Origin of the sequence: Polaribacter sp. MED152 (genome assembly GCF_000152945.2) — a bacterium.
GTDB lineage: Bacteria > Bacteroidota > Bacteroidia > Flavobacteriales > Flavobacteriaceae > Polaribacter.
The window spans coordinates 216,133-240,960 of the sequence record NC_020830.1 but is presented as its reverse complement, the minus strand read 5'-3'; the positions used below and the strand labels follow the sequence as shown (position 1 = coordinate 240,960).

At 28.8% G+C, this 24,828-nt stretch carries 32 protein-coding genes; all 32 read left to right on the top strand.

Annotated elements, in window-relative coordinates; genetic code table 11:
• Positions 1–76: 76 nt before the first annotated feature.
• The 32 genes from MED152_RS13705 (at position 77) to MED152_RS00930 (ending at position 24,828) form a co-directional block, all read left to right on the top strand.
• Positions 77–241 (top strand): hypothetical protein, encoded by a 165-nt coding sequence (locus tag MED152_RS13705; RefSeq protein ID WP_187288763.1) that lies wholly within the window; start codon positions 77–79, stop codon positions 239–241.
• A gap of 6 nt (positions 242–247) precedes the next feature.
• Positions 248–823 carry an ABC-three component system protein gene (locus MED152_RS01085; RefSeq protein ID WP_015479995.1) on the top strand — a complete coding sequence of 192 codons (576 nt, stop codon included), beginning with the start codon at positions 248–250 and terminating at the stop codon, positions 821–823.
• A 61-nt stretch (positions 824–884) separates the two neighbouring features.
• Entirely contained in the window at positions 885–1,328 is a 444-nt protein-coding gene (locus MED152_RS01080; protein WP_148284791.1) for an ABC-three component system middle component 5, read from the top strand.
• Positions 1,315–3,234, top strand: coding sequence for a hypothetical protein (locus MED152_RS01075; protein ID WP_015479993.1), 1,920 nt, complete (start codon positions 1,315–1,317; stop codon positions 3,232–3,234). The genes MED152_RS01080 and MED152_RS01075 overlap by 14 nt, the downstream gene beginning before the upstream one ends.
• A gap of 104 nt (positions 3,235–3,338) precedes the next feature.
• A complete protein-coding gene (locus tag MED152_RS01070; protein ID WP_041383271.1) occupies positions 3,339–3,992 on the top strand; it encodes a hypothetical protein in 654 nt (217 codons plus the stop codon).
• Positions 3,993–4,122: 130 nt separating this feature from the next.
• On the top strand, positions 4,123–4,770 hold the full coding sequence (locus MED152_RS01065) for a hypothetical protein (protein WP_015479991.1): 648 nt from the start codon (positions 4,123–4,125) through the stop codon (positions 4,768–4,770).
• A gap of 158 nt (positions 4,771–4,928) precedes the next feature.
• Positions 4,929–5,750 (top strand): hypothetical protein, encoded by an 822-nt coding sequence (locus tag MED152_RS01060; protein ID WP_015479990.1) that lies wholly within the window; start codon positions 4,929–4,931, stop codon positions 5,748–5,750.
• A 198-nt stretch (positions 5,751–5,948) separates the two neighbouring features.
• Positions 5,949–6,719 (top strand): DUF6090 family protein, encoded by a 771-nt coding sequence (locus MED152_RS13325; protein WP_015479989.1) that lies wholly within the window; start codon positions 5,949–5,951, stop codon positions 6,717–6,719.
• A gap of 161 nt (positions 6,720–6,880) precedes the next feature.
• Positions 6,881–7,333: an RDD family protein gene (locus tag MED152_RS01050; RefSeq protein WP_015479988.1), complete on the top strand. Its 453-nt coding sequence runs from the start codon at positions 6,881–6,883 to the stop codon at positions 7,331–7,333.
• Between the two features lie 169 nt (positions 7,334–7,502).
• Positions 7,503–8,099, top strand: coding sequence for a hypothetical protein (locus tag MED152_RS01045; protein ID WP_015479987.1), 597 nt, complete (start codon positions 7,503–7,505; stop codon positions 8,097–8,099).
• Positions 8,100–8,246: 147 nt separating this feature from the next.
• The gene (locus tag MED152_RS01040; protein ID WP_148284790.1) at positions 8,247–8,612 is read left to right on the top strand and encodes a hypothetical protein; all 366 of its coding nucleotides are present in this window, start codon (positions 8,247–8,249) and stop codon (positions 8,610–8,612) included.
• A 580-nt stretch (positions 8,613–9,192) separates the two neighbouring features.
• Complete coding sequence (locus MED152_RS01030; RefSeq protein WP_015479984.1) at positions 9,193–9,591, top strand: hypothetical protein; 399 nt, start codon at positions 9,193–9,195, stop codon at positions 9,589–9,591.
• A 230-nt stretch (positions 9,592–9,821) separates the two neighbouring features.
• A complete protein-coding gene (locus tag MED152_RS01025; RefSeq protein ID WP_015479977.1) occupies positions 9,822–10,355 on the top strand; it encodes a hypothetical protein in 534 nt (177 codons plus the stop codon).
• 346 nt (positions 10,356–10,701) lie between these two features.
• Complete coding sequence (locus MED152_RS01020; protein ID WP_015479983.1) at positions 10,702–10,986, top strand: hypothetical protein; 285 nt, start codon at positions 10,702–10,704, stop codon at positions 10,984–10,986.
• 185 nt (positions 10,987–11,171) lie between these two features.
• Positions 11,172–11,603: a hypothetical protein gene (locus MED152_RS01015; RefSeq protein WP_015479982.1), complete on the top strand. Its 432-nt coding sequence runs from the start codon at positions 11,172–11,174 to the stop codon at positions 11,601–11,603.
• Positions 11,604–11,851: 248 nt separating this feature from the next.
• Positions 11,852–12,400: a hypothetical protein gene (locus MED152_RS01010; protein WP_015479981.1), complete on the top strand. Its 549-nt coding sequence runs from the start codon at positions 11,852–11,854 to the stop codon at positions 12,398–12,400.
• A 233-nt stretch (positions 12,401–12,633) separates the two neighbouring features.
• Positions 12,634–13,245 carry a YgcG family protein gene (locus MED152_RS01005; RefSeq protein WP_015479980.1) on the top strand — a complete coding sequence of 204 codons (612 nt, stop codon included), beginning with the start codon at positions 12,634–12,636 and terminating at the stop codon, positions 13,243–13,245.
• A 389-nt stretch (positions 13,246–13,634) separates the two neighbouring features.
• The gene (locus MED152_RS01000) at positions 13,635–14,378 is read left to right on the top strand and encodes a hypothetical protein (RefSeq protein WP_015479979.1); all 744 of its coding nucleotides are present in this window, start codon (positions 13,635–13,637) and stop codon (positions 14,376–14,378) included.
• Between the two features lie 166 nt (positions 14,379–14,544).
• Complete coding sequence (locus tag MED152_RS00995) at positions 14,545–15,345, top strand: hypothetical protein (RefSeq protein ID WP_015479978.1); 801 nt, start codon at positions 14,545–14,547, stop codon at positions 15,343–15,345.
• A gap of 233 nt (positions 15,346–15,578) precedes the next feature.
• Complete coding sequence (locus MED152_RS00990) at positions 15,579–16,112, top strand: hypothetical protein (protein WP_015479977.1); 534 nt, start codon at positions 15,579–15,581, stop codon at positions 16,110–16,112.
• A gap of 168 nt (positions 16,113–16,280) precedes the next feature.
• On the top strand, positions 16,281–16,580 hold the full coding sequence (locus MED152_RS00985) for a DUF1905 domain-containing protein (protein WP_015479976.1): 300 nt from the start codon (positions 16,281–16,283) through the stop codon (positions 16,578–16,580).
• Between the two features lie 3 nt (positions 16,581–16,583).
• Positions 16,584–17,267 (top strand): YafY family protein, encoded by a 684-nt coding sequence (locus tag MED152_RS00980; RefSeq protein WP_015479975.1) that lies wholly within the window; start codon positions 16,584–16,586, stop codon positions 17,265–17,267.
• 60 nt (positions 17,268–17,327) lie between these two features.
• Positions 17,328–17,960: a hypothetical protein gene (locus tag MED152_RS00975; protein WP_015479974.1), complete on the top strand. Its 633-nt coding sequence runs from the start codon at positions 17,328–17,330 to the stop codon at positions 17,958–17,960.
• A 147-nt stretch (positions 17,961–18,107) separates the two neighbouring features.
• Positions 18,108–18,521 (top strand): hypothetical protein, encoded by a 414-nt coding sequence (locus tag MED152_RS00970; protein ID WP_148284789.1) that lies wholly within the window; start codon positions 18,108–18,110, stop codon positions 18,519–18,521.
• Between the two features lie 49 nt (positions 18,522–18,570).
• Positions 18,571–18,987: a hypothetical protein gene (locus MED152_RS00965; protein ID WP_015479972.1), complete on the top strand. Its 417-nt coding sequence runs from the start codon at positions 18,571–18,573 to the stop codon at positions 18,985–18,987.
• 158 nt (positions 18,988–19,145) lie between these two features.
• Positions 19,146–19,811: a hypothetical protein gene (locus tag MED152_RS00960; RefSeq protein ID WP_015479971.1), complete on the top strand. Its 666-nt coding sequence runs from the start codon at positions 19,146–19,148 to the stop codon at positions 19,809–19,811.
• A gap of 123 nt (positions 19,812–19,934) precedes the next feature.
• Positions 19,935–20,510 carry a YdeI family protein gene (locus MED152_RS00955; protein WP_015479970.1) on the top strand — a complete coding sequence of 192 codons (576 nt, stop codon included), beginning with the start codon at positions 19,935–19,937 and terminating at the stop codon, positions 20,508–20,510.
• Between the two features lie 262 nt (positions 20,511–20,772).
• Positions 20,773–21,087, top strand: a complete 315-nt coding sequence (locus MED152_RS00950; protein WP_015479968.1) for a cupin domain-containing protein — start codon at positions 20,773–20,775, stop codon at positions 21,085–21,087.
• 390 nt (positions 21,088–21,477) lie between these two features.
• Positions 21,478–22,137, top strand: a complete 660-nt coding sequence (locus MED152_RS00945) for an oxygen-insensitive NAD(P)H-dependent nitroreductase NfsB (protein WP_015479967.1) — start codon at positions 21,478–21,480, stop codon at positions 22,135–22,137.
• 11 nt (positions 22,138–22,148) lie between these two features.
• Entirely contained in the window at positions 22,149–23,000 is an 852-nt protein-coding gene (locus MED152_RS00940) for a DUF4437 domain-containing protein (RefSeq protein WP_015479966.1), read from the top strand.
• A 200-nt stretch (positions 23,001–23,200) separates the two neighbouring features.
• Positions 23,201–23,671, top strand: coding sequence for a hypothetical protein (locus tag MED152_RS00935; RefSeq protein WP_015479965.1), 471 nt, complete (start codon positions 23,201–23,203; stop codon positions 23,669–23,671).
• Between the two features lie 206 nt (positions 23,672–23,877).
• Positions 23,878–24,828: an SDR family NAD(P)-dependent oxidoreductase gene (locus tag MED152_RS00930; protein WP_015479964.1), complete on the top strand. Its 951-nt coding sequence runs from the start codon at positions 23,878–23,880 to the stop codon at positions 24,826–24,828.

Here is a 24,828-nt window from a genome sequence, read left to right as displayed (position 1 = left end):
CGTTCACAAAACCGCAACTTTTCATACACAAAAACGTTGTATCCAATACGAGAAACGAACTAATAAAATTGAAACTATGGAATTTATTACAGATAATTTAAAGGAAATAATACTTGCTATTATTGCGATTTCAGCTGTTGGAATTGTAATTAAAGTTCGAAAAAATAAAAAATCGAATAAAGTCACTCAAAAGAAAAATAAAGTTGGTGGAGATATGGCAGGAAGAGACATCAACAAATAATCGTAAATGAGTAAAAAGGAAGTAAGTCAATCAAACAACGAAGTTAAAGGCGATTTAGCTGGAAATGACATTCACAAGCCAACCTATAACATAGGCAGAACCTCCATTGGTGGAAAATCTCAATTGGAGAAGTTATATGATAGACTTGAAAAAGAAAGAGAAAGCTCAACAATTTTTAGTGAAATTGTTGATGACCTCTTACACTACAAAAAAAATGCAGATGAAAATGAATTTATTGGTCTTGAAAAGAAATTAGAAAACGGGAACAGAATAAGCTATTTAAATTTTGCTGAAAAATCAAAAGAAAAATTTGCTAAAAAACTTTTACGCAACGAACATTCTGAAACAGCACAACTTATTTATGCATTCTTATTAGCAAAAGTTTACTCTAGTTTTGAATTTAATATTGCACCTAGAATAAAGGAAAACCATCCTGAAATATTCATCAATGAGTTAGTAAGTGAGTTTATTATTAGACCATTAGAAGATATATTGGGAGAAAATCTATTAAGGATTTATGATGACGATATTAATGGAATGATATATTTTTTAACAGGCAATTGTCATATAAAATGGGACTAATATGTTAATCTATAATCAAGCGTACGATTTATACCATACAATGTTTAGAGTTCTTCAAATAATGGAGAAAACTGAAGATGTAATCGAAATTGACAAGTTGCGAATTTTGGATTTCTATTTAGCTTTTCCAAGTGAATTAATGGAAATTAGAAGCTTTAGAGGTTTTAAAAAATATAAAAAGTACATAAAAGCTGAAAAAAACAAATACGAAAGAGTAATCGACAGAAAGAGACTGTTTTTCAAAATGGAGCATATCCAATTGTCTGCGATTAAGGCTTTAATTTCATATGGCATCTTCGATGCAGAAGAATTTAAAAAAGGAAATATTAAAAAAACATATGAAAAGCTATCTGATGATTTACTCTCAAGAATTCAGTCAGCAAACGAGGAAAATCCGAACTTAATTACTTTGATAACTGGTCCATTAGCATCAATGAATCTTTTTGGTCATCTAGGTTTAAAGGAAAGAACTAACCTAATAGAATTTAAATATGATTCAATATAACCCATTTCTAAAACTAAATAGGCTTTCTATTTTTACTCACGATGGAAAGAGTGCCTATGACGAAAATTTTCACGATGGTGTAAACATTATAAGAGGTCACAATAGTTCTGGAAAATCAACGATTGGCAACTTTATATTTTATGTTTTGGGAGGTGATTTTAAAAAATGGACAAAAGCATCATTAGCCTGTAATGATGTATATGCAGAAATTTTAGTAAATACAGAGCCAATAACAATAAAAAGAACTGTGTCAACCTCTGGCAATCAACCAATGTCAATTTTTTGGGGTACATATGAAGAAGCAATAAAATCCGCAAGTGAAGGTTGGCAAATATTTCCTTATCGTAGAAGCGAAAAGAGCAATAAAAAAAGTTTTTCTAATGCTCTCTTCTTATCATTAGGCTTTCCTGAATTAAGAGGTGATGTTGACAGCAATATTACAATGCACCAAATACTTCGACTTTTGTATGTTGACCAGAAAAGTTTAACTCTTGACCTTTTAATGACAGATACTTTTGATTCTGCTATAACTAGAAAAACCATAGCAGATTTATTATTTGGTGTTTATGACGATTCTTTGTATTCGGATAAAATTGCACTTCGAGAATCTGAAAAAGACTTTGACGTAAAGAAGAAACAATTCGAAGGAATTGAACAAATCTTTAAGTCAAGTGATACTGAAACTAATCCGCAAATTATAAATGCATTAATTGAAGAAAATTACAGTCAACTTAACAGTATTGATTCCTACCTCAAAAAGATTTACAATGAAGAGGAAAAAGTAGAAGTAGACGATAATGAAAAGGAATTGAAAATTGTTTCAATCAAAACGGAAATCCTAGCTACAAGACAGAGTTTATCGGTATTACAATCAAATATAAATCAATATGAATTTGAACTTATTGATTCCGCTGATTTTATAAAAAGTTTAGAAAAAAGAGCAGTTGCTTTATCAGATTCACTACTAACAAGAGAAACATTTGTTGACATAAAAATGAATCATTGTCCTAATTGTTTATCACAATTAGAACCTGTTTTGGACGAAAATCATTGCGAACTATGCAAACAGCAGTTGCCAGAAGATAAAGGCTCTTCCCAAATAAAACGAATGCAACAAGAAATTGATAATCAAATAAGGGAATCAAAAAAATTGTATATCGAAAAAGAACATACTTTACTAGAGCTGAAATCCAGTTTTCCTGCTTTAGAACAAAAAGTTAGAGGGTTACAAAGAGAATTAAATGAAGCACTTTCAAACGTAAAAACAGAACGCAATCAAGAATTAGATAATCTATTAATTAAAAAAGGTGAACTTGGTTCAAAGAATGATTATTTGATTAAACAGTTAAAAGCTTTAGAACAAATTGAAGTATTAAAGAAAGAACTAAATAGTTTAAGAATAAAAATTTCTGCACTAAAAGCGAATATTTCAATTAAAGAAGCAGAACAATTTAAAAGACTTAAAAGTGCATACCAGTTAATTCAAGATTATAGTTTAAGACTCTTGCATAGTGATTTAGGCAGACAAACAGAGTTTAAAACAGGTAAAAATATTAAGCTTGACTTTGAAAAAAACACATTCACTTTGGATGATGAAAATAATTTTTCGGAAAGTTCAAATGTCTATTTAAAGAATAGTGTCAGATTTGCTATTTTCTTTGCGTCACTGGAAAAAGAGTTCTTTAGATATCCAAGATTTATTTTATGCGACAATATAGAAGACAAAGGAATGGAGCCAGTTCGAAGTCAGAGCTTTCAAAATGAAGTGGTTAAAATATCAAGCGAAATTGAAGTAAGACATCAGATAATAATAACAACATCTATGATTTCACCTGAACTTGACAATTCTGATTTATGTGTTGGAGAATTTTATTCGGAAAGTAATCCAACTTTAAAAATCGCATAATAAGTACTGGTTACAACAAGGTATAAACCTTATTGCTTGCTTTTAGCTTACTTGCGAAAGTCCTAACGGACTTTCTAATCAGTAATATTTTGCTTACTTTTAGCTTGAAAACAACGCAACAAGGCTTATACAGAGCCGTTGGCAACAATATGAAAAAACTAGCATTCATATTATTTCTTGGAATTTTTTCCTGTAAATCGGGATTTGATTCATCTTCGACTGTCTTATCGTCGAAAGATTGTGTTGTCAAAGAACAAAAAGAAATATTAGAAAAAGCAGTGAAATTGTTTGAATATAAACTGCAAAAGCAATATTCAGATATTTCTATTGAAGCTGCATATTTTGAATTTATATCTGATTTAGCAAATAAAGAATTAACTATTGACTTTTTTCAAGATTCATTGGAATTAAAAATTAGGAATTTAAATTTATGGACTGAATCAAAACGTTCTGAAGAAGAAACAGATTTAGAAATGAAAATATTCAACGTTAATTCGATGAATCCAATACGAGTAAAATTAAATTCTGATTTTTCAACTTGTCTTGCAAATAAAATCGACTGGAGAATTGGAACGAGCAGTTTTTTACGAATGAACTCAAAATATCGATTAAGTCCTAGGCTTGCTAAAAAACAACTTTTCAAGACAAGCGAGTATGACCTGAAAAAATTTGAAAATAGATTAACTATCGTTCTTGGTGTTTATTACCAAACAATGTTTAATATAAAAAATACCGTTGCCAACAACGTGTATAATTAATTGCTTTGGTCGTTGCTTATTTGGAAAATTCCTTCGGAATTTTCTCGCGTTCGTTTTTGTTTACTAAATTAGTTACTTAAACACGCAACTAACCATACACAAAACCGTTGTACGCAAGCGATGAGAACTTATGAGAGCTATTAAAATCTTCATTCTATTTATATTATTTAGCCAAGTTTCATTTGGACAAAATAACTGCGGAGATTTCAAAAATTACGAGGAATCTCAAAAGTGGATTAAGGAAATCAAACAGTTAAATCTTGAAGAGCGTAAAAACAAAATCTTCGACAGAATTAAATATGAGCAAGAATCGGAACAAGGCGAAATTGACTTTTGGCTTACAATAATTATAGATGGTGGAATTTTTTCAACAGCCAATGACATTGCAAATGAACAATTTGAAAAATTGAAATTAATTCCAGCTGAAAGCATTGAAATTACGCAATCTCTATGTGAATCCGAGGGAATTTATCCTGAAAAATGTAATCTTGGATTTGTTCTTATAAATCGTCCTGAAAAACCAGTACTTAACGAAATAACTGAACTCAAAAACATTCGGATAAAAAGGCGAAAAGGAAAAATAATTATCAAATTGGAATCTGAAATTGAGGACGACATTAAATTTGAATTAAACCATTTACTAAAAAGACATAGCACAACACTCTTTGTTAATACCGAATTGAAAAAAGGAAATAACAGATTTGTTTTTAAAAGGAGTAATAATTTGCAACTTGTCGAATTAGAAATAAACGGAAAGAAATTAATTATAATAACATAAAAGCCAGCGTACAACAACGTGTATAAAAAATTGCTTAATTTTAGCCAAATCAAATTTTGTAGCTTTTCTTGCAATCTTATATTTTCCTACGGAAAATAACGATGGCACAAAATCGCAACTTTCCATAACACAAATACGTTAGGGCACATTTGAAAAATATGAAAAAAACATTTACAATTCTCTTTCTTTTTTCAATTTCTGTAAGTAACTCACAATCTATTGGAAGTTATTTATCAAACTTCTATAAATATGATAAGAATTCTAATTTCATTGAAATAATAGAAGAAACTAAATTTTATAATAAAAATGAAATAAAGAAAGAAACTGAATATAAAAGATTTAATGAATATATGAATCTAGTTAGTTTAAAGAGATTTAATGAAAAAAAGAAACTTACTTGGTTAAACATATACAGTTACGACAGCATGCATAGAAGAGTCAAATTAGAAAATAAGTATTGGGTAAATATAGTTGGTTATCAAAAGAAATATAATACATATGAATATGATTCTATTGGAAATTGTTTAGAGATTCAATATAACTCAAACAAACAAGTATTAAATATCTTAGAGTATAAGTTTGACAAGGAGAACAATTTAATTCAATTAGCTAGTTATAATGGAAATGGGAATTTAATTGGTTATGAAAAAGCAGAATACTTTATTAAAAAGAATAAAGTGAAAATTTCTCAGTTTAATAATAAAGGAAAATTTATTGTATCAAACTTTCATTCTATTGAATATTCAAAAGATTACGAGCATAAACCTCAATATAAGTACAATGAATATGGTGATTTAATATTTTGGGAAAGGAACTTGAATGAAAATGATAATGTTTGCTACACAATCGAATATAAATATGATAAGAAAGGAAATTGGATTTCTAAAAAAAGATTTAGTTATATTAAAGATAAAAAAGGGAAGTTAAGAAAGAAAAAGATAAAAATGATTAAAACAAGAAAAATTGAATACCGAACCTAAACGTGCCCTAACACCGTATAAAATTAATTGCTGGTTTTAGCCTACTTACGAAAGTCCTCGCGGACTTTCTATCTGTGATTTATTTACTAACTTTAATGCTTAAATCACGCAACTAACTTTACACAAACACGTTGTGTGTAATTACTCAGTTGACTCAAAATGAAATAATTATACTAACTTTCGAGAAACAACTAATCAATGATAAAATTCTTTAGAAAAATTCGCCAGAACTTACTTATGGAAAACAAAACTGGAAAGTATTTTAAATATGCTATTGGAGAAATTATACTCGTGGTAATTGGAATTTTGATTGCGTTGGGAATAAATAATTGGAATGAAAATCGAAAGAATAAAGAGTCAGAAAAAATCATCCTGAATAACATCAACAAAAATTTAACAATAGATTCTGTTCAGTTCGATTATTATAAAGAACAGTTTAAACAGATTGATAAACTACATTTTGAACTATATGGTTTAGCACAAAATGAACAAACAATAGATTCTATTTCTGAACCCCTTCTTATCAGAAGAACTCTATATTTTAAGCAACTCGTAGATTCTGATTTTATACAAAATATAAGGCCAATTAATAATCCGAAAATTAACGAAGTCTTTACTATTTATGTACAAAGGGTCGATGATATTGAGGAAGTCTATTTCAGACAGCTTTACCCATTAATAGAACACACTTTAAAGCCATTACTAAAGGAACACAAACTATATAATACCGAAAATTGGTTCAGGCTAAAAAATAGAAACTTCCAAAAAGATTATACTTTCAAAAAAGTAAATAATAAAAATCTAATTGACAAAAATAGGTTCATAGAATTAGCAAAAACAATTGAATTTCAGCAACTCTTGTTTGAGCTGAATGCGAAATGGAATGAATTTAACACGCGACTCGAGATAGTAATTGAAGAGAATGATAATTTTAGAAAATTAATAACATCAGAATTAAAAAATTATTAAATAACGAAAGCACAACAACGTGTATAATTAATTGCTTTGGTCGTTGCCTATTTGGAAAATTCCTTCGGAATTTTCTCGCGTTCGTTTTTGTTTACTAAATTAGTTGCTGAAACACGCAACTAACCATACACAATCACGTTAGCATACATTAACCAAAACCTATGAGTGAATTTAAAGAATTTGAGGTAATAAAGACTAAACCCAATATTGGAAATAGAATTGTTGCAGGTTTAGTTGACTATATTTTAATATATTCTTTCTTTTTCTTTTATGTTTTTGCAGTCGGAGAACCAAATGAAGATGGAGGTTATTCTGTGAATGGATTACCAGCAATTGTTCCAATAATTTTTTGGGGAATTATGACAATTGGAATTGAAATAGGAATTGGAGCAACAATTGGAAATCTTATTTTAGGATTAAAAGCAATTCCAAAAAGTGGAATTAATAGAAAACTGACTTTTGTAGAATCTTTGAAAAGACATTTACTTGACCCAATTGATATGTTCTTTTTTGGTCTTGTAGGAATTTTAACTATAAAAAATACTGAACTGAATCAAAGAGTTGGAGATTTATGGGGAAAAACTATTGTTGTTAATAAGGAAGATTTAAATTAAATAAATAAGGAATTAAAAAACGTATGCTAACAACGTGTATATTTTATTGCTTTCTTTTAGCCAACTTACGAAAATCCTAGCGGATTTTCTATTCAGTAATTATTTGCTAAATTTAAGCTAAACCAACGCAACAAAGCATACACAATCACGTTGGTAGTCATATCAGAAAATGAAGTTCAAAAAAATAAATAGAAGGAAAACAAAAGGGAATTATATTCCTTTATTTTCAGTTGGAATAATTTTACTTTTATTTATTTATTCTTTCTCTCATAACCAAATAAATGATTTCAATTGGAATGGAATTAGAAAAGAAGTTAAAGATTCAATCATTGCTTTTGAAAAATATGGAGGTTTAACTTCAGAATTTGTTGGAATTGCTGGAAAAACTACGGAACAATGGTACAGACAAAAATGGTTGAATGAGAACTTGAAAGAAGGGGAATTATCAAAATTGACTGAATATCCAAATGGAAGTGTAAAAGGAATCGCTTATTGGAATTTATTTAAGAACGAAAAAGTTGAGAAAAAGGAATTATTTGAAAAAGCTTTGAATGATACATTAGCTTTTGTTCATTATCAAAATGGTTGCATTGGAACAGGGTTTATGCTTGGTGAATTTGTAGTTTCTTATTTACCAATGACTGAAAATATTAAACTAGAAGAAATCCTAACTGAAACTGAAAATAAGGAAATTTTGAACCTTTTGAAAAAAAGAAAAATGAAGCAAAATTTCTACAAAAAGGAATATTATAAAACATTAAAATAAATACGCCTACCAACACCGTGTATAAAAAATTGCTATATTTAGCTTAATCAAAGTTTGTTGCTTTTTTTACAATCTTTTATTTTCCTTCGGAAAATAACGATGGCACAAAATCGCAACTTTCCATAACACAAACAAGTTGTACACCATTTGAGAAAAACAATCTACATAGCAATAATATTTGGAATATTGATTTCTTGTAAACAGAAAACTGAATCAAAAAAATCTAGAAATATAACGTCTAAATTTCAAAAAAATAAGATTGACAAAACTTTAATATATGGAATTTGGAATTCCACAAAAGGTGGAGATGCTGATTTTCGAATTACAGAAAACGAGTTTTATCTAGTAGATTTTTTTGAATCATCGGAATTTATACTTGATGGTATTTTGATCAAAGTAAAGGGAAGTGAATATTATGAAAATGGTGTAATTTTGAAAGTTAGCAAAGATTCTCTTAAAATTAAATGGGTTGAACTAAATGTAACAGTTGACTACTGGAAATTTAAAGATTAGAAAACAGTGTATAAATGAAGTATCTTATCAAAGTTTGGTTGTTTACAATAATAATTTCACCGTTTCTGATAGGATTGGTTTTAGGTGCCATCATTAATAATTCCAGTTTCAACAGTATATTGAATTCTTATGAAATAATATTTGTAATGATTATTGTTGGCTTTCTTTTGTCAATTCCAGCTATGATAATTTTTTGGTTAATTAAAAGAAGCATAAAAAGTAAATTCACCAATTGGAAAGAAAAGTTAATATTATCAATTTATTCCTTTTTATCAGTTTGGACTACATTTTACATAGTTGATAAAGGATTTATAATCCGATGGTCAGAACAAACATTTTGGGTATTAATATATTCCTTAACAATAGTAATAGCAGTTTGGATTTTCAAAATTCCAAAAGGAGAAATAATTAAATAAAAAAACGGTGTACAACACCGTATAAAATTTATTGCTGTTTTTAGCTCACTTGGGAAATTCCTTCGGAATTTCACAGTTCGTGTTTTATTTAGTAAATTAACTCCTTAAAACACGCAACAAAGCTTATACAAATACGTTGTGGATAATTTGAGTAAACTCAGTAAATGAAAAAAATATTCGGAATTTTATTAATAATTCTCACTTTGAATTCCTGTAAAAACGAATCATTTTGTTCTGTGAATGAAAATAATGCTGGAAAAGAAATCTATGATTTAGACGAGGCTTCTTGTTTTATAGCATTGAAATTGGACAAAAAAGCATCTGACTTAAATTTGATTCGTGACGCATTAGTAGCGGAAGAAAATTATATGAATAAAATCGGACTGATTTCCGAGAATCCGAATTCAGAAAACGGAACTGAATCCAATACTGAATTGGATATGACTGAACTTGTGGAATATACTCTGAATAAGGAAAAAGTTGAATTAACAAAAAATGAATTAATAGAAATTTACGATACTGAAATTGAATATTTAAAATTTATCGGAATTGTAGATGAATAAAAAACTATGCACAACACCGTATAAAAAAAATTGCTAGTTTTACCTAAAGCAATGTTAGTTGCTCGTTTGCTAGCTTCTGATTTTCCTTCGGAAAATCCTTTCACACAAACACGCAACATTCCTTATACAACAACGTTGTGCACTATATGAGAAAAACTTTGAGAAATTTATTTATAATCATATTATCATTTTTATCATTTTCTTGTTCGAGTCAATTCGCAACAACGGAAATGAAAAATCATTTTTCAACGGAACAAATTGAAGACCTTAATAAAATAACTGAATTCTTCAAAAGTCAAATTTGTACTAATGCATCGACTGATTTTCAAACCTGTTTTGACAATTTGCCAAACTTGGTTGAAAATGGATATTCCCCAATATTAGAAAGGTTAGATTTTAACAGTCAAAACGAATTATATAAAAGCATATCAAAGAAAACTTTTAATGAAATTTGGGTATTTTGCCAAACTAAAAACTACCAAACGAAATCTGAATACAAAAGCTTATGTGCAGCTGGATATGGTAAAAAATATGCAAATTATCTGACCGAAATAGGCACAAAAAATAAATCAGTAGCTGAATATGCTGACCGACTTATAAAATCTGGAGACTTTGAATTCACGCTTTATTTTCCGCAACAGATTTATAAAAACAAAAAAGATTTTGATTTGAAAGATAGTAATATTCAAGTTTTACTTGCAATTCATTTTCTTTCAATAAATGATCAAGAATCAAGAAATATGGCTGAATTTAATAAAGAATAAATACAGTGCACAACACCGTGTATAATTAATGGCTAGTTCTCGCCTACTTACGAAAATCCTCGCGGATTTTCTATTCGGTTTTTATTTGCTAACTTTAGTACTTGAAATACGCCACTAATAATACACAACAACGTTGCCAAAAATTGCTGAATAAGGCAAAATCTAAATAGAAAACTACGATATTAAAAGAAATAAAAAAGGAAAACACTAAATTTTGAAAACAAGATTATAGAGTTGTAACTTAAATATTTAATTTAGAAAGTTGTCGTAATTGAGCAAAATGTCGAATTTGAAAGTACGGAATTAAATTCTTTACGGAATTTCTAACTTAAATAAAAAGACTCTTATGTTATCACATTTTGGGGAATTGAAAAAAAAAGAAAAATCTAATGAAGAACATAAATTTTCTTTAAGAAAAAAATTACGGATAATTAAAGAAAACTATATTGGATATGGAAAAAATGGAGAAAAAGAATATGAATTTCCTAAATTATCTGAAATAGAATTAAAGGAATTTAGAGAGAAATGGATTAAAAAAAGAAAAAGGGACAAAATAAAAACGAATATTATTATTACTCTAACAATTATTTTTGGAATAATAATGGCTTTTTTATTAAGGTTTTATCTCTAAGAAAATTTATAATCAGATTAAAAATAAAGCAACATTTTGGCAACAACGTGTTTAAAAAATTGCTTATTTTTAGCTAAATCAAAGTTTGTTGCTTTTTTTGCAATCTTTTATTTTCCTTCGGAAAATAACGATAGCATAAAATCGCAACTTTCCATAACACAAACACGTTGGCAACAAGCTGAAAAATGAAAATAAAATCAACATTCATATTAATTTTAACGATTTGTTTCATACAAATATCGTTTGGTCAGAATGCTCTGAAAATAAAGAAATCTGAAGATTCTCGATTGATTAAAATTTTAAATAATTCTGAACTAATTGGAGAAAATAGTGAGAATTATTTGTCTGTAAGAATATATACAATTGACAACGGAACTGGAAGCGCAGGATTTGAAAGCTCTGAAGTTTCTCATAATTTATTAATTGCGGTTTCAGAATTTGACGAAGAACCGAATCAAAGTCTTTTCGAAATCGGACCTTTTTATAATCCAAAGTTTGTAAAATGGACTGATAAAAAAAAGTACGAAAAAGAATTTGAAATTGAATACGGAATTTATAGCAACCGAAAAACTATAAAACTGAAAATAAATATTAACGAACTGAAAATGGGAAAATAAAACCAGTTGCCAACACCGTGTATAAAAAATTGCTACTTTTAGCTTACATTAAAGTTGGTTGCTTTTTGGCAATCTTATATTTTCCTTCGGAAAATAACGATGGCACAAAATCGCAACTTTCCATAACACAAACACGTTGGCAGTAATTAAAAAAAGCACGTTAACTAATTGAAATTAAGGATTTACTCATTACTTCTTTTCAAAAAAACAAATTTAATTAAGTTGGAATTAAATTTAAAAAAACGATTTTGAAAAAAAAAATACTTCTGATTTTCTTACTCAACTTTGGATTTGGATTTGGAATTGGAATTGGAATTGCACAAACTGAATTTCCATTTTACGAACAAATTGCGTTTGACTTTTATCAATCAAAAATAATCAACTCTTTTCCGACTAAAAGGAAAGTTAAAGTCTATCCATATGTTATAGATTTTCATCCTACTGGAAATGTATTCTCGAATCCGACTTGTTTAGGAATAGTTTGGAAAAGTAATGAGCAGTTTAAGGAAATAGAATCTTACGTGGAAAGTCAACACAAAATCGACTCTGACAGATTTGAGCTTGACTTTTCAAATTTGAATAAAAAGAAATTCAGAATAAAAAAGAGAGGAAAGGGAAGTCACCCAAGATTATATATTACACCACCAAACATTGAAAAGAATGAAAATGAACGAATTTTTGTGAATATTTACGAAACTTATGAAAGTAAATATGTTATTTATCATTTTGAATTTAATGACAAAGGAAATATTATTAATTGGTGCAGAGAAATGAATGAAATAATCCGAATAAATTAAAAAACTACTGCCAACACCGTGTATAAAAAATTGCTTATTTTTAGCTTAACCAAAATTAGTTGCATTTTTGTAAACTCCTATTTTCCTGCGGAAAATAGCCGTTCACTTTAAACGCAACTTTCCATAACACAAACACGTTGTACACCATTTGAGAAATGAAATACTCCATCATAATTTTAATGACAATATTTCTTAGTTGTAAAGCACAAAAAACAACTACTGAGAATAAATTAATGTCAACAGAAAGTATAACTGAACGATTATGTAGTCAGTTTGATAATGATTTTGAAAATCAATCAAAATTACAAACGGAGATGATTCAAAAAGAGTCTCAAAAGAATCCATTCAATGAAAATATTTTAAGTGATTTAAATGTTTTGAATTACAAGACGACTCGTGAATTGTGGAAGAACTGCAAAAAGTATAAACTTAAGCACTACGCTCTTGGAAGTATTTTCACAAGAGTTCTAGACATAGACAATACTCTAAATTATAAAGAGGAAAACGAAATTGAATTAAAGATTAAGAATCTTGAAACGAAAAAGAAAGTTCAATTGATGATTGTGACAATAGATGATTTATATCCTTACAAAGACCTAACCGAATACTCAATTGAACAAGTAAACTCTTGGGGAATTGGAAAATACCCTGTAAACGGAGGAATAATTATAGTTTTAGATAAAAAGGATAGAAATATTAGATTGTCAACTGATTATAAATTAAAAAAAGAATTAACCAATAAAGAATGTGAGGAAGTTATTGAAATCTTAAAACCATTTTTAAAGGAGAAAAAATATCTCGAAGGTCTGAAAATGGCGATTGAAGAAATTGACGCAAGAATATAAACGGTGTACAACAACGTGTATAATTAATTGCTTTGGTCGTTGCTTATTTGGAAAATTCCTTCGGAATTTTCTCGCGTTCGTTTTTGTTTACTAAATTAGTTGCTGAAACACGCAACAAAGTATACACAAACACGTTGAAAGCAATTGCCTACGGCACGCAGAAATCGAGTTTTAACAAACTCTTCCTTTTCTGCTAATTCCTTTCAACAGCCCATGTTAATTGCGCAAGCCGAATACATTGATTATAATAGAGATATCTGCGTCTACGACATACGAAACTTCTATCAACTAAATGTATCGTGAATAAGGCGCAATTATCGACTCCGTAAGGCGCGCCTTACTACACGATACACATGGGCTGTTGCCACACATAAAAAACTGAACCGAAAATGTTCTGGAATAGAAAAAAGAAACTGCCAATTACTGAAGAAGATAGAATTTGGATTAACGAAGATTTGAATTGGTTAAGAACTGAATTTGGAGAAGAACATATTCAAGAAATTAGAACAATTACACCAACAAAAGAATTCTACGAAAGAACTTTTGACGGAACTGAAAAAGACGCTGAATTTATTCTCAAACGAACAATGGAACTAATGAGAATTGAAAATTGTGAGATTAAACTTGACTTTTTTACAGATGGTATTATAGAGTCTGAAAATGGAGGAATACTTACAACACCTGCTGACATAAATGGAAAATGGGAAAGTGCTTCTGGAACGTATGAAGTGAAAGAAAATGAGACAATAATTTCAATTGAAACACAACAATTGAAAGATCCTATTTCTTTAATTGCAACAATTTCTCACGAATTATCGCATCAAATATTATTAGGAGAAAATCGAATTGAGGAGAATGACGAATTTTTAACAGATTTAACCGCTATTACTTACGGTTTTGGAATTTTTATTGGAAATTCAAGGTTTAAGTTTTCTCAATTTTCGACAAATGGAGGTTTTGGTTGGCAATCAAGCAATCAAGGTTATTTGCCTGAACAAATAATTGCTTATTCAATGGCTTGGTTATCTAAAGAAAGGAATGAAAAAACAGATTATTCAAAATTTATGAAACAATCTGTAAAAAAATATTTTGAACAAAGTTTTGAATATTTAGAAAAAGAAAAAATTGAATAATTACGTGTGGCAACACCATATATAATTTATTGCTGCCTTTTTACCTACATACGAAAGTCCTCGCGGACTTTCTTGGTTGGTAATTATTTACTAAATTATGTGCTTAAACCACGCAACAAACCATATATAAACACGTTGTGCGTCATTAAAAAAACAGAATTCCAAATTGAAAATCCTACTAAAAACAACATATCAAATATTCCTTTTTGTCGTTCTGACTGCGATTACTCAAATCGGTGGAATAGTTTATTTTATAAGTCTGTTGATTTCTAAAAAATGGAATAAAAAACTGAAATTTAAAACCCTGATTATTTTTGTAAGCCTTTATTTGGTTTCTACACTTTTAATTGTTCCGTTAATTGCACCAGTTTTTGGACGAGAAAAAGTAAAGCATTCGGAAAAAATAAAACCAACAAACTATATGACTGTTTTATTAAACAGAAATTATATAAGACCAAAACTAAATGAATTATTAAGCAAAACGGAAAAAGAACTAAACGGAACGAATATTGAAATTCATTATTTAGATGCTAATTTTCCTTTCATTAATAAATTCCCTCTACTTCCTCATTTGAGTCATAATGACGGTAAGAAAATTGATATAAGTTTGATTTACGAAACTAAAAACGGAATTATAACGGACAAACAAAAATCTATAAGCGGTTACGGACTTTTTGAAAATCCGAAATCAAATGAATATAATCAAATTGAAAAATGCTTAAAAAACGGATATTTTCAATATGACTTTCCAAAATATTTGACTTTAGGGAAAATCAATAATGAATTAGTCTTTTCAGAAAAAGGAACAAAAAAACTAATAGATAAAATCTTAAAAAATCAGAATTTAGGAAAATTATTTATTGAACCACATTTGAAAAGCAGAATGAATTTAAAGAATAATAAAATAAGATATCACGGATGTCGAGCAGTAAGACACGATGACCATATTCACATACAACTGAAATAAAAAATAACGAACGCACAACACCGTATAAAATTAATTGCTGGTTTTAGCAAGTTTACGAAAATCCTCGAGGATTTTCTATTCGGTTTGTATTTGCTAATTTAGTTGCTGAAATACGCAACGAAATCATACACAAACCCGTTGTGCACTATATGAGAAAAACTTTGAGAAATTTATTTATAATCATATTATCATTTTTATCATTTTCTTGTTCGAGTCAATTCGCAACAACGGAAATGAAAAATCATTTTTCAACGGAACAAATTGAAGACCTTAATAAAATAACTGAATTCTTCAAAAGTCAAATTTGTACTAATGCATCGACTGATTTTCAAACCTGTTTTGACAATTTGCCAAACTTGGTTGAAAATGGATATTCCCCAATATTAGAAAGGTTAGATTTTAACAGTCAAAACGAATTATATAAAAGCATATCAAAGAAAACTTTTAATGAAATTTGGGTATTTTGCCAAACTAAAAACTACCAAACGAAATCTGAATACAAAAGCTTATGTGCAGCTGGATATGGTAAAAAATATGCAAATTATCTGACCGAAATAGGCACAAAAAATAAATCAGTAGCTGAATATGCTGACCGACTTATAAAATCTGGAGACTTTGAATTCACGCTTTATTTTCCGCAACAGATTTATAAAAACAAAAAAGATTTTGATTTGAAAGATAGTAATATTCAAGTTTTACTTGCAATTCATTTTCTTTCAATAAATGATCAAGAATCAAGAAATATGGCTGAATTTAATAAAGAATAAATACAGTGCACAACACCGTGTATAATTAATGGCTAGTTCTCGCCTACTTACGAAAATCCTCGCGGATTTTCTATTCGGTTTTTATTTGCTAACTTTAGTACTTGAAATACGCCACTAATCATACACAACAACGTTGTGCCCAATTAAAACCAAAAATTAAGAAATATCTTGCAAGCGAAAATAAAATACAACTTTTCAGCAAAAATTTGGAAACACAATGGGACGAGTGGATGGCATTTTGTATCACTTCCAAATCATATTTCAAAAGAAATAAAGGAACACTTACAATGGCAAGAAGAAGGTTGGGGAAGAATGAAATCTTCAGCTAAAATCAAAAACTCAGAATGGGAAACTTCAATTTGGTTTGACAAAAAACATAATACTTACTTGTTACCTATAAAATCTGAGGTGAGAAAAAAGAATTCACTTAAAGAAAATGACCAAATCGAAGTAACCATAAGTATTTAAAAAATGAATAGGCTTACCAGAGTTACAGCAATATTAATTCAGCTTCAATCTAAAAGAATTGTTACGGCCAAAGAAATAGCCCAACGATTTGAAATTAGTTTAAGAACAGTTTACAGAGACATTAAAACACTACAAGACGCTGGCATACCTATCGGCTCAGAAAATGGCGTTGGTTATTTCATTGTTGACGGTTATAGAATACCACCAATTGCTTTAACTGAAGAAGAAGCTAATGCTTTAATTATTGTTGAAGAATTGATGAAAAAACAAGGAGATAAGTCAATCGATAAAAATCTAAATTCAATCATAATTAAAGTAAAAGCAACACTTAAGAACTTTCAAAAAGATAATATTGAGTTACTTTCATCAAGAACATTTAGCTTAAATAATCAGAATTATACAGAAAGTAGTTGGCTTTCAGAAATTCAAAAGTCAATTTTGAGAAAACAAATATTAAAAATAAATTATCATTCCATTTCCAAAGAACAAACAACAATTAGGGATATTGAACCACTATCAGTTTATTTCACGAATACATCTTGGGTTGTAATTGCATTTTGTCATTTACGAAATGGATTGAGAGAATTTAGATTAGACAAAATAATTAAGTTAACTAATACGCTAATGCCTTTTTCAATAGATATTTCGTTTTCCCTCGAAAATTACTTTGAAAAAATCCAATCGTAGTTGACATAAGGTTGTCACTCACGCAATTTAGTTTTGTCTTAAACATATAAATTAAAGAAAATGATAAAACTAAATGGCAACCAACCCAAAGTAATGGAATTTGCATCTTTTGAAATTAAAGACGCAAGTACAGAAGATGAATTAATCAATACTGTACTTGCTTTTGAGGAAAAGTTCTTAAAAAATCAAAAAGGTATCCTATTTCATTGTTTGGTTAAAAACCAACAAAAAACGTATGCCAATGTTCTACTTGCTGAAAATGAAGAAGTATTAATCAATATTCAAAAGTCAGCAAGTAAAGAACAGGTTGCGAAAGACTTTTTCTCTGTTATGAAAAGGGATAGTGTGAAAATGAATATACACTCCATTCAAAAAAACAACTTTGAAATTCCAGAAGACTTTTCTTGTGTTGAGCACGGTACATTTTTACTAAAATCAACTTCTTCGTTAAAAAACCTGAACTCGAAAAGTGACGAACTTGAAAAGGGTTATTTAAATAACTTTACGAATTCTAAAGGACATTTTATCGGTTCATTACAAGATAATAAATTTTCGGAAATAGCTTTTGGACAAACGTTAGGTAAAACAAAGCAAATTTGCTATGGTTATCTTAAAAACAAAATTGGAATAGAATTTTTAAACTTATTAGATGATACATCTATGAATTTAGATTTCTACTATGTCCTTGCATAAATAACTAGCACAACAATGTGTATAAACAATAGCGGTTTGAGTTTTAACTTAAACCGTTTTTCTATTTAATTAAAGTATATTGTAATCTGAAAGGTAGTCGCTTTAAATCCGCAACTGCTCATACACCAAACCGTTACCAAAAAACGAATGAAAATATTTCTATTATTCTTTACGACTATAATAATGAACTGTTCTGCTCAACAAGGCAAATACGATTTAATACTAAAGAAATTAGATAAAAATCATCAATTTAAACTTGATTCTGGTGAATTTATGCTCGAAACTGAACTTGAATATACAATGAAATTGGATAGTTTAATGAAAGTTATATACAACGACCTAATTGTTGTTAAAAAAACTAACGTAAAAAATATAGAAATTGAACAAAATAAATGGATTAAACAGTTTGACATACAAATCAAAAATATCTGGAAACCACTAAATGAATCCATGAATGAAATAGGCTTTATTTCAAATGATGAAAAAATGTTTGTTTTTAGCAAAAAATCTGAATTAACTCGAATAAGAATTCTAGAATTAATTAATAAGCTGAACAAATAAAAAAACTGCATATAACAAAGTTGTGTGTAATTAAAAAAAAGGCAAGAAAATGAAAAACGTATTCGCAACTATAATTACTTTTTTGATCTTTACTTCTTGTAATGATTCTAGGAAATTAAAAGATTTGGAAAGTAGAATTTCTAATATTGAAAATCAAAATAAAATACTATCAGACAGTTTAAAGTCTTTGAATGCTGAATTTCTAAAACCTTTTAAAGCTTATGAAAAAATAGTTTTGTTTGAATTTAAAAACTCACCGAATGAAATAATTTCAGATTATGAGTATTTAATAAAAGATTATCCTAATTCTTTTTGGAAACACGAAGCAAAAAAAAGGATTGAAAATATAAAAAAAAGAAAAAATTATTGGACTGAAAAAGATGGTTGGAAATTACCAAAAAAACCTGAGAAAACTGAATTGATTAAAATAATTGAACCTATGGTAATAAGTTGTCCAGGATGCTAATAAACTACACAAAACAAAGTGTGTAAAAAATTGCTTAAATTTAGATTAAACAAAGTTAGTAGCTTTTTTGCAATCTTATATTTTCCTTCGGAAAATAACGATAGCACAAAATCGTAAATTTTAATACACAAACACGTTGTACACAATTAAAGAACTGAATGACCACAAGAGATAAAATAGGAATATCATTTTTGATTATTGGGTTTTTAATACCATTCTTTATCTATTTTGGCTTCATAATCGGACTTCCAATTTATGTTATTGGAATTATTATACTTCTATTTGGGAATTTAAAAATTAAACAAAAATTACTTTGGATTTTAATTCCAGCTATTTTGTTTATTCCAGTTTCGAAAACTTATTCTTCCATTTCATTTTATTTTGCTGACATTCAAAAATTCGACATTATTCTACCCGAAAATTTTAAAGGAACAGCGATAATAATTGACAATTCTGATTTTGGACAAACTTTCGAAAAAAAACATAGACGTGAACAAATAATATTCGATGAAAACGGAATTGCATTTTATCCATCGGAATTAGAATTGGACAGGTCAAAGTTTAGAGTTTTTCTTAAACAAAAAAACGGAGAGTTGAAAAAAGTCTTATTAAGTTCTGAAACTTCTGAAAAAACAACACTTTTAGCTTATGGAGAAAGTAGTTTTAAAAAAACTATTGAATCAGCAATCAAATATATTCCATACGACTTTGTAAGAATTGGAGAGAATTTTACAGAACAAAGTAATTCGGAAAAAAGAGATGAATTAATTAAATTAATAAAAAAAGGACAGTTAAAAACTGTGTACAACAACGTGTATAAATAATTGCTCGTTTTAGCTAATCGACAAAAGTCCATACGAACTCTCTATCTACAATTAATTTGTTAACTTTAAAACAAAATCAATTTATAAAATCATAAATATTTAAGTTTTTAAACAAATTCCAAAATGATAGCAACTGACAAATTTGAGAAGATTGAAATTGAATCTTCAGAAGATCTAAGAAATTGGTTGACTCAAAATTATTTGAATACCAACAGTTTTTGGTTGATAACATTCAAGAAAAGCGAACTAAAATATGTATCAAGATGGGATGTTTTAGACGAATTACTTTGCTTTGGATGGATAGATGGTATTAGAAGAAAACTAGATGATAAAAGAACAATGCAACTAATTTCTAGGCGAAAAGTAGAACATTGGGCAAAGTCATATAAAGAAAGAGTTGAAAAACTAATTGACGAAGATAAAATGCACGAATCAGGGTTAAAATCAATTGCAGATTCGAAATTAAATGGTATGTGGAATTTTATGGATGACGTTGATAATTTAATCATACCAAAAGATTTAAAAATGGCACTGATGCAAAAAACTGAGGCATTCGATTTTTTTAATACAATTAATGATTCAAGTAAAAGGTTTGTTTTACGTTGGCTGAAAATAGCAAAGACAGAAAAAACAAGACAAAAAAGGATAAATCAGCTTGTTGAACTATCAGCTAAAGGTGAAAAATTAAAAGGTAGTTAAACCAAATCCGTTTACAATAGTTGTTTTAAGGGATCATTTATCCTACTAGAGTTTAAATATACCCGCTGATTAAAAACTTAATATTTATTCAAAAATAAAATGCTATAACATTTGCCTGATTTACTATAAGAATAAAATTATGAAAAGAATACCTAAAATAGTATCAACCGAAAACCAAACTAACAACTTTTTAGGCGGATTAAGAAATGTAATACTAAATTCTAAAGAAACTGATGGAGATGTTTAACTTGTAGAAGGAATAATGCCAAAAGGAAGTAGTGTTCCACTTCATATTCATGAGTTAGAAGATGAAATATTTCACGTATTAGAAGGTAAGGTTGAATTGATTTTAGGAGAAAAAACAATTCAAGGAAAAAAAGGTGATATCATCTATTTACCACGTGGAATTCCACATGGAATTAAAACCCTTGGAAATGAAACTGCAAAAGTTTTGAATTATGTTATTCCTGGAAAAAACTTTGAAGAATTCTTTACTAAAATGAATGAAATTGGATTGGATTCTAGTGTTGAAGAAAAGGCAAAAATTGGCAATGAGCATAAAATTAGATTCTTATAACAATGGAACTTATTGTATTATATATACTTATAATACCTTTAACTCTTGAAATGAAGGCATTCATTTGATGTATTGAGCAAACGTATTTATCTTTTACAAAATACTTTAGAGTACCTTTAGTTAATTCTACTTTCGAACTGTAACCATTTTCATATCAACCTATTTTACTCTAAAGATCAAAATTATAGCCTCTGCTTTCCACTTCAAATTTACAATCTGAAAAGATAGATTTGAACAACTAATAAATACTTTTCCCTAAAATTTAGGCATTATTGACTGTTTCATTTGCATAATTTGAATACTATCATTTTTGACCGTTATTGGAATTACAATATACTATACTTACTTTTGTGACTATAAAAATGATAGTTTAATTTAATACAATATAATATGAATTTAAAAGAAACACTAAACTGGAGATACACTACCAAAGAATTTGATCCAAATAAAAAAATATCTGAAGCTGATATGAAGGAAGTAAAAAACTTATTGAGGATGAGTCCTTCAAGCGTAAACCTTCAACCTTGGCATTTTATCATTGCTGAAACAAAAGAAGGTAAAGAACGAGTGGCAAAGGGAACACAAGGCTTTTTTCATTTTAATGAACCTAAAATATTAAATGCATCAGCAGTTGTAGTTTTTTGTTCTAAAGTTGATGCTGATGAAAAATATTATCAACATATTGCAGATACAGAAGATAAAAGCGGAAGATTTCCTAATGAAGATGTTAAGAACGGTTTTTTAGGCGCTGTTAAAACATTTGCAGGAATTCATAAATATGACTTAAAAGATCTAAATCATTGGATGGAAAAGCAAGTTTATTTAAATATAGGTAGCTTTTTATTAGGAGTGGCCTCTCTAGGAATTGATGCTACACCAATGGAAGGTATAGATGTAAAAGCGTTAGACGAGGAATTTGGGTTAAGAGAAAAGGGTTACACATCTTTAGTTGCAGTTTCTATAGGTTATAGAGCTAAATCTGATTTCAATTCTACCGAAAAAACACCAAAATCAAGGTTATCAGAAAATGAGATAATAACCTTAATCTAATTGAAATAATAATGAAAAAGTTAATCTTATGCCTGTGTCTAACTGTAGGTTTACTATTTTCTTGTAATGAATCAAAAGAAAATGTAGATGAAAATATTAAGACTAAAATTATAGAAAACCCAACAAATAAAGTTGGCTTAAGTTCTGATATTATTTGGGAACAAATGAATCCAGCAAGAGAAGATAAAAGTCCTTTAGCTGGCACCATTTGGGGTAATAGAAAAGCAGAGGTTCCAACTGGATATATTGGGAAATTTAAAGACGGTTTTTCATCTCCACCTCATATCCATAATGTAACGTATCGTGCAATTGTAATGAATGGATTAATACATAATGATGACCCTAAATCAGAAAACATGTGGATGCCTGTTGGCTCATTTTGGACACAACCTGCTGGAGAACCTCATATTACTTCTGCAAAAGGAGAAGAAACTATGGCTTATATTGAAATTGACAATGGGCCATATTTAGTAGAACCAGTAACTGAAGCTTTTGACAATGGAGAACGTCCAATTAATATAGATGCTTCTAATATTGTTTGGCTAGATCATTCTCAAACAAATTGGATTTCAACTAACAATCAGGCCAAAATTAGTTTTTTATGGAAAAACTCAAATGATATTCGTGGCCTTTTTGTAAAGTTACCTAAAAATTTTAGAGGTAACATTTACAGCAAAGGAACTATTCTTTATGGAGTAATTATAACAGGAAATATTGATTATAAAATGCCTAAGGCAAATTCTATAACAAATCTAGATCCTGGAAGTTATTTTGAATCTACAGGAAATAGCATTCACCAAATTTCAACGAAAGAAGAAGCATTAATTTACATTAGAACTAATAACGCAATTGAAATAAGGTAAATCTACTTTACATCAATTCAAGTAACATATAGCAGAAAAGAATAAAATTAAAATTTTATTCTTTTCTGCTTTGTTCTTTTAAAACTGAGAATTACAGGACACAAAATGGCCAATTTAATAGAAAAAATAAACCTATTTTAGTACTCTAAAGTATTTAAAATATGTACATTAACAATCTTATTCTTTTAAATTAACCTTATATGAAAAATTTTGTTCTAATAGTAATCAGTTTGTTTTGCTTCAATCAATTTGTGGCACAAAACCAAGCCATAAAAATCACCAATACAAATACCAATAAAGTAAAAGTTATAAAAGAGAACAAGAGAATTAAACTTAAAACATTTGATGGTGAAACAATTAAAGGACGTTTTACCATAACTGACAACAATACAATAACAATTAATGGCCAGCAATTTAATTTAGCTGATATAGAAGCACTAAAAAGAAATCCTCTTTTTACTACCCTCTTCACCTCAGGCTTTTTTATTTATCTTGGATCTGTAACCATTGGCTTAAGCGTTCTTATTGGAGTTTTAGTAGACTCCTCAGCTTTTTGGCTTACAATTCCAGCAGCAGGAATGGTTTATGCAGGTATTAAATCTCCTAACTTTAATAAAAACCGCAAAGTTGATAAAGGTTGGAAATTCGAGATAATCACAGTCACAGATTAGCTAAACTCTAAAATTATTTCTGCTGATGAACATCAACTATAATTAAAGATTGCTTTAATTCATTCTTCAGATTCAGTTACATTTTAGAAGATAAAACATCATCGTACATACAATTTACCAAAAAGTATTCAACATTCGAAAATCTGTATAAGAGGTTTTGTTTGCTTTAAACCGATCTTTGTCACTCATAATAAACATCAAGAAAAATGAGCGCAAATCAATTTGGTAATAAAGGCTGGACACCAGAAAGAATAGAAGATTTAAGTGGTAAAACTTATGTTATAACTGGTACAACAAGTGGTACAGGTTTTGAAGCCGCAAAAATTTTACTATCTAAAAATGCTAGGGTGGTTATGCTAAATCGAAATGCGAGAAAAGCCTTAGAAACTATTTTAACATTAAAAGAAGAAATTGGTAATCATATAGATGTTTTGGCCATTAATATGGATTTAGCAGAACAAGCATCTGTAATAAAAGCGGCTGAAGAAGTACTAAGTTCTGTACCAAAAATAGACGCTCTTATCTGTAATGCTGCCATTGCTCAAGTTCCTAAACAAACGTTAACTACAGATGGTTGGGAAAGTCAAATGGGAACCAACTACTTTGGTAACTGGACACTTCAGGCATTACTATTTCCTCTAATAGAAAAATCGAAAGGAAGAATTGTAACTGTTGGAAGTATGGGCTATGATATGGGTATTAAAACAATCAAATTTGATGATTTAAATTGGGATAAAGATTATACTCCAAACAATGCATACAGTCAAAGTAAATTGGCGCAAATCATGACTGTTTATGAATTACAAGATCGATTAAAAGAAGCAGGGAAATTGGATGTTAAAGCCTATGCATGTCATCCAGGGTCTTCTAGAACTAACTTAATAAATACAAGTGGTGGCTTTGTAATGAAAATAATCTTTAATTTAATGAAACTATCTCCATTAACGCAATCTGCAGTAAAAGGTGCTTATCCTCAACTAATGTGTGCTCTTGAACCTAATTTAGATCAAACCTTGTTTTATGGTCCTACAGGTAGAAGCAATTGGGTTGGGCCTGTTGGCGCACACAAATTAGAGCCCCATGCAAAAGACAAAACTGTTGCTAAAAAATTATGGGAACTTTCTGAAAAAGAAACAGGTATAAAATGGAATATTTAA

What these genes read in the sequence shown, in the direction of transcription:
- MED152_RS13705 (WP_187288763.1), top strand. Translation starts at nt 77, where the DNA reads ATGGAATTTATTACAGATAATTTAAAGGAAATAATACTTGCTATTATT.
- MED152_RS01085 (WP_015479995.1), top strand. Translation starts at nt 248, where the DNA reads ATGAGTAAAAAGGAAGTAAGTCAATCAAACAACGAAGTTAAAGGCGAT.
- MED152_RS01080 (WP_148284791.1), top strand. Translation starts at nt 885, where the DNA reads ATGGAGAAAACTGAAGATGTAATCGAAATTGACAAGTTGCGAATTTTG.
- MED152_RS01075 (WP_015479993.1), top strand. Translation starts at nt 1,315, where the DNA reads ATGATTCAATATAACCCATTTCTAAAACTAAATAGGCTTTCTATTTTT.
- MED152_RS01065 (WP_015479991.1), top strand. Translation starts at nt 4,123, where the DNA reads ATGAGAGCTATTAAAATCTTCATTCTATTTATATTATTTAGCCAAGTT.
- MED152_RS01060 (WP_015479990.1), top strand. Translation starts at nt 4,929, where the DNA reads ATGAAAAAAACATTTACAATTCTCTTTCTTTTTTCAATTTCTGTAAGT.
- MED152_RS13325 (WP_015479989.1), top strand. Translation starts at nt 5,949, where the DNA reads ATGATAAAATTCTTTAGAAAAATTCGCCAGAACTTACTTATGGAAAAC.
- MED152_RS01050 (WP_015479988.1), top strand. Translation starts at nt 6,881, where the DNA reads ATGAGTGAATTTAAAGAATTTGAGGTAATAAAGACTAAACCCAATATT.
- MED152_RS01045 (WP_015479987.1), top strand. Translation starts at nt 7,503, where the DNA reads ATGAAGTTCAAAAAAATAAATAGAAGGAAAACAAAAGGGAATTATATT.
- MED152_RS01030 (WP_015479984.1), top strand. Translation starts at nt 9,193, where the DNA reads ATGAAAAAAATATTCGGAATTTTATTAATAATTCTCACTTTGAATTCC.
- MED152_RS01025 (WP_015479977.1), top strand. Translation starts at nt 9,822, where the DNA reads ATGAAAAATCATTTTTCAACGGAACAAATTGAAGACCTTAATAAAATA.
- MED152_RS01020 (WP_015479983.1), top strand. Translation starts at nt 10,702, where the DNA reads ATGTTATCACATTTTGGGGAATTGAAAAAAAAAGAAAAATCTAATGAA.
- MED152_RS01015 (WP_015479982.1), top strand. Translation starts at nt 11,172, where the DNA reads ATGAAAATAAAATCAACATTCATATTAATTTTAACGATTTGTTTCATA.
- MED152_RS01005 (WP_015479980.1), top strand. Translation starts at nt 12,634, where the DNA reads ATGTCAACAGAAAGTATAACTGAACGATTATGTAGTCAGTTTGATAAT.
- MED152_RS01000 (WP_015479979.1), top strand. Translation starts at nt 13,635, where the DNA reads ATGTTCTGGAATAGAAAAAAGAAACTGCCAATTACTGAAGAAGATAGA.
- MED152_RS00990 (WP_015479977.1), top strand. Translation starts at nt 15,579, where the DNA reads ATGAAAAATCATTTTTCAACGGAACAAATTGAAGACCTTAATAAAATA.
- MED152_RS00980 (WP_015479975.1), top strand. Translation starts at nt 16,584, where the DNA reads ATGAATAGGCTTACCAGAGTTACAGCAATATTAATTCAGCTTCAATCT.
- MED152_RS00975 (WP_015479974.1), top strand. Translation starts at nt 17,328, where the DNA reads ATGATAAAACTAAATGGCAACCAACCCAAAGTAATGGAATTTGCATCT.
- MED152_RS00970 (WP_148284789.1), top strand. Translation starts at nt 18,108, where the DNA reads ATGAAAATATTTCTATTATTCTTTACGACTATAATAATGAACTGTTCT.
- MED152_RS00965 (WP_015479972.1), top strand. Translation starts at nt 18,571, where the DNA reads ATGAAAAACGTATTCGCAACTATAATTACTTTTTTGATCTTTACTTCT.
- MED152_RS00960 (WP_015479971.1), top strand. Translation starts at nt 19,146, where the DNA reads ATGACCACAAGAGATAAAATAGGAATATCATTTTTGATTATTGGGTTT.
- MED152_RS00955 (WP_015479970.1), top strand. Translation starts at nt 19,935, where the DNA reads ATGATAGCAACTGACAAATTTGAGAAGATTGAAATTGAATCTTCAGAA.
- MED152_RS00950 (WP_015479968.1), top strand. Translation starts at nt 20,773, where the DNA reads ATGCCAAAAGGAAGTAGTGTTCCACTTCATATTCATGAGTTAGAAGAT.
- MED152_RS00945 (WP_015479967.1), top strand. Translation starts at nt 21,478, where the DNA reads ATGAATTTAAAAGAAACACTAAACTGGAGATACACTACCAAAGAATTT.
- MED152_RS00940 (WP_015479966.1), top strand. Translation starts at nt 22,149, where the DNA reads ATGAAAAAGTTAATCTTATGCCTGTGTCTAACTGTAGGTTTACTATTT.
- MED152_RS00935 (WP_015479965.1), top strand. Translation starts at nt 23,201, where the DNA reads ATGAAAAATTTTGTTCTAATAGTAATCAGTTTGTTTTGCTTCAATCAA.
- MED152_RS00930 (WP_015479964.1), top strand. Translation starts at nt 23,878, where the DNA reads ATGAGCGCAAATCAATTTGGTAATAAAGGCTGGACACCAGAAAGAATA.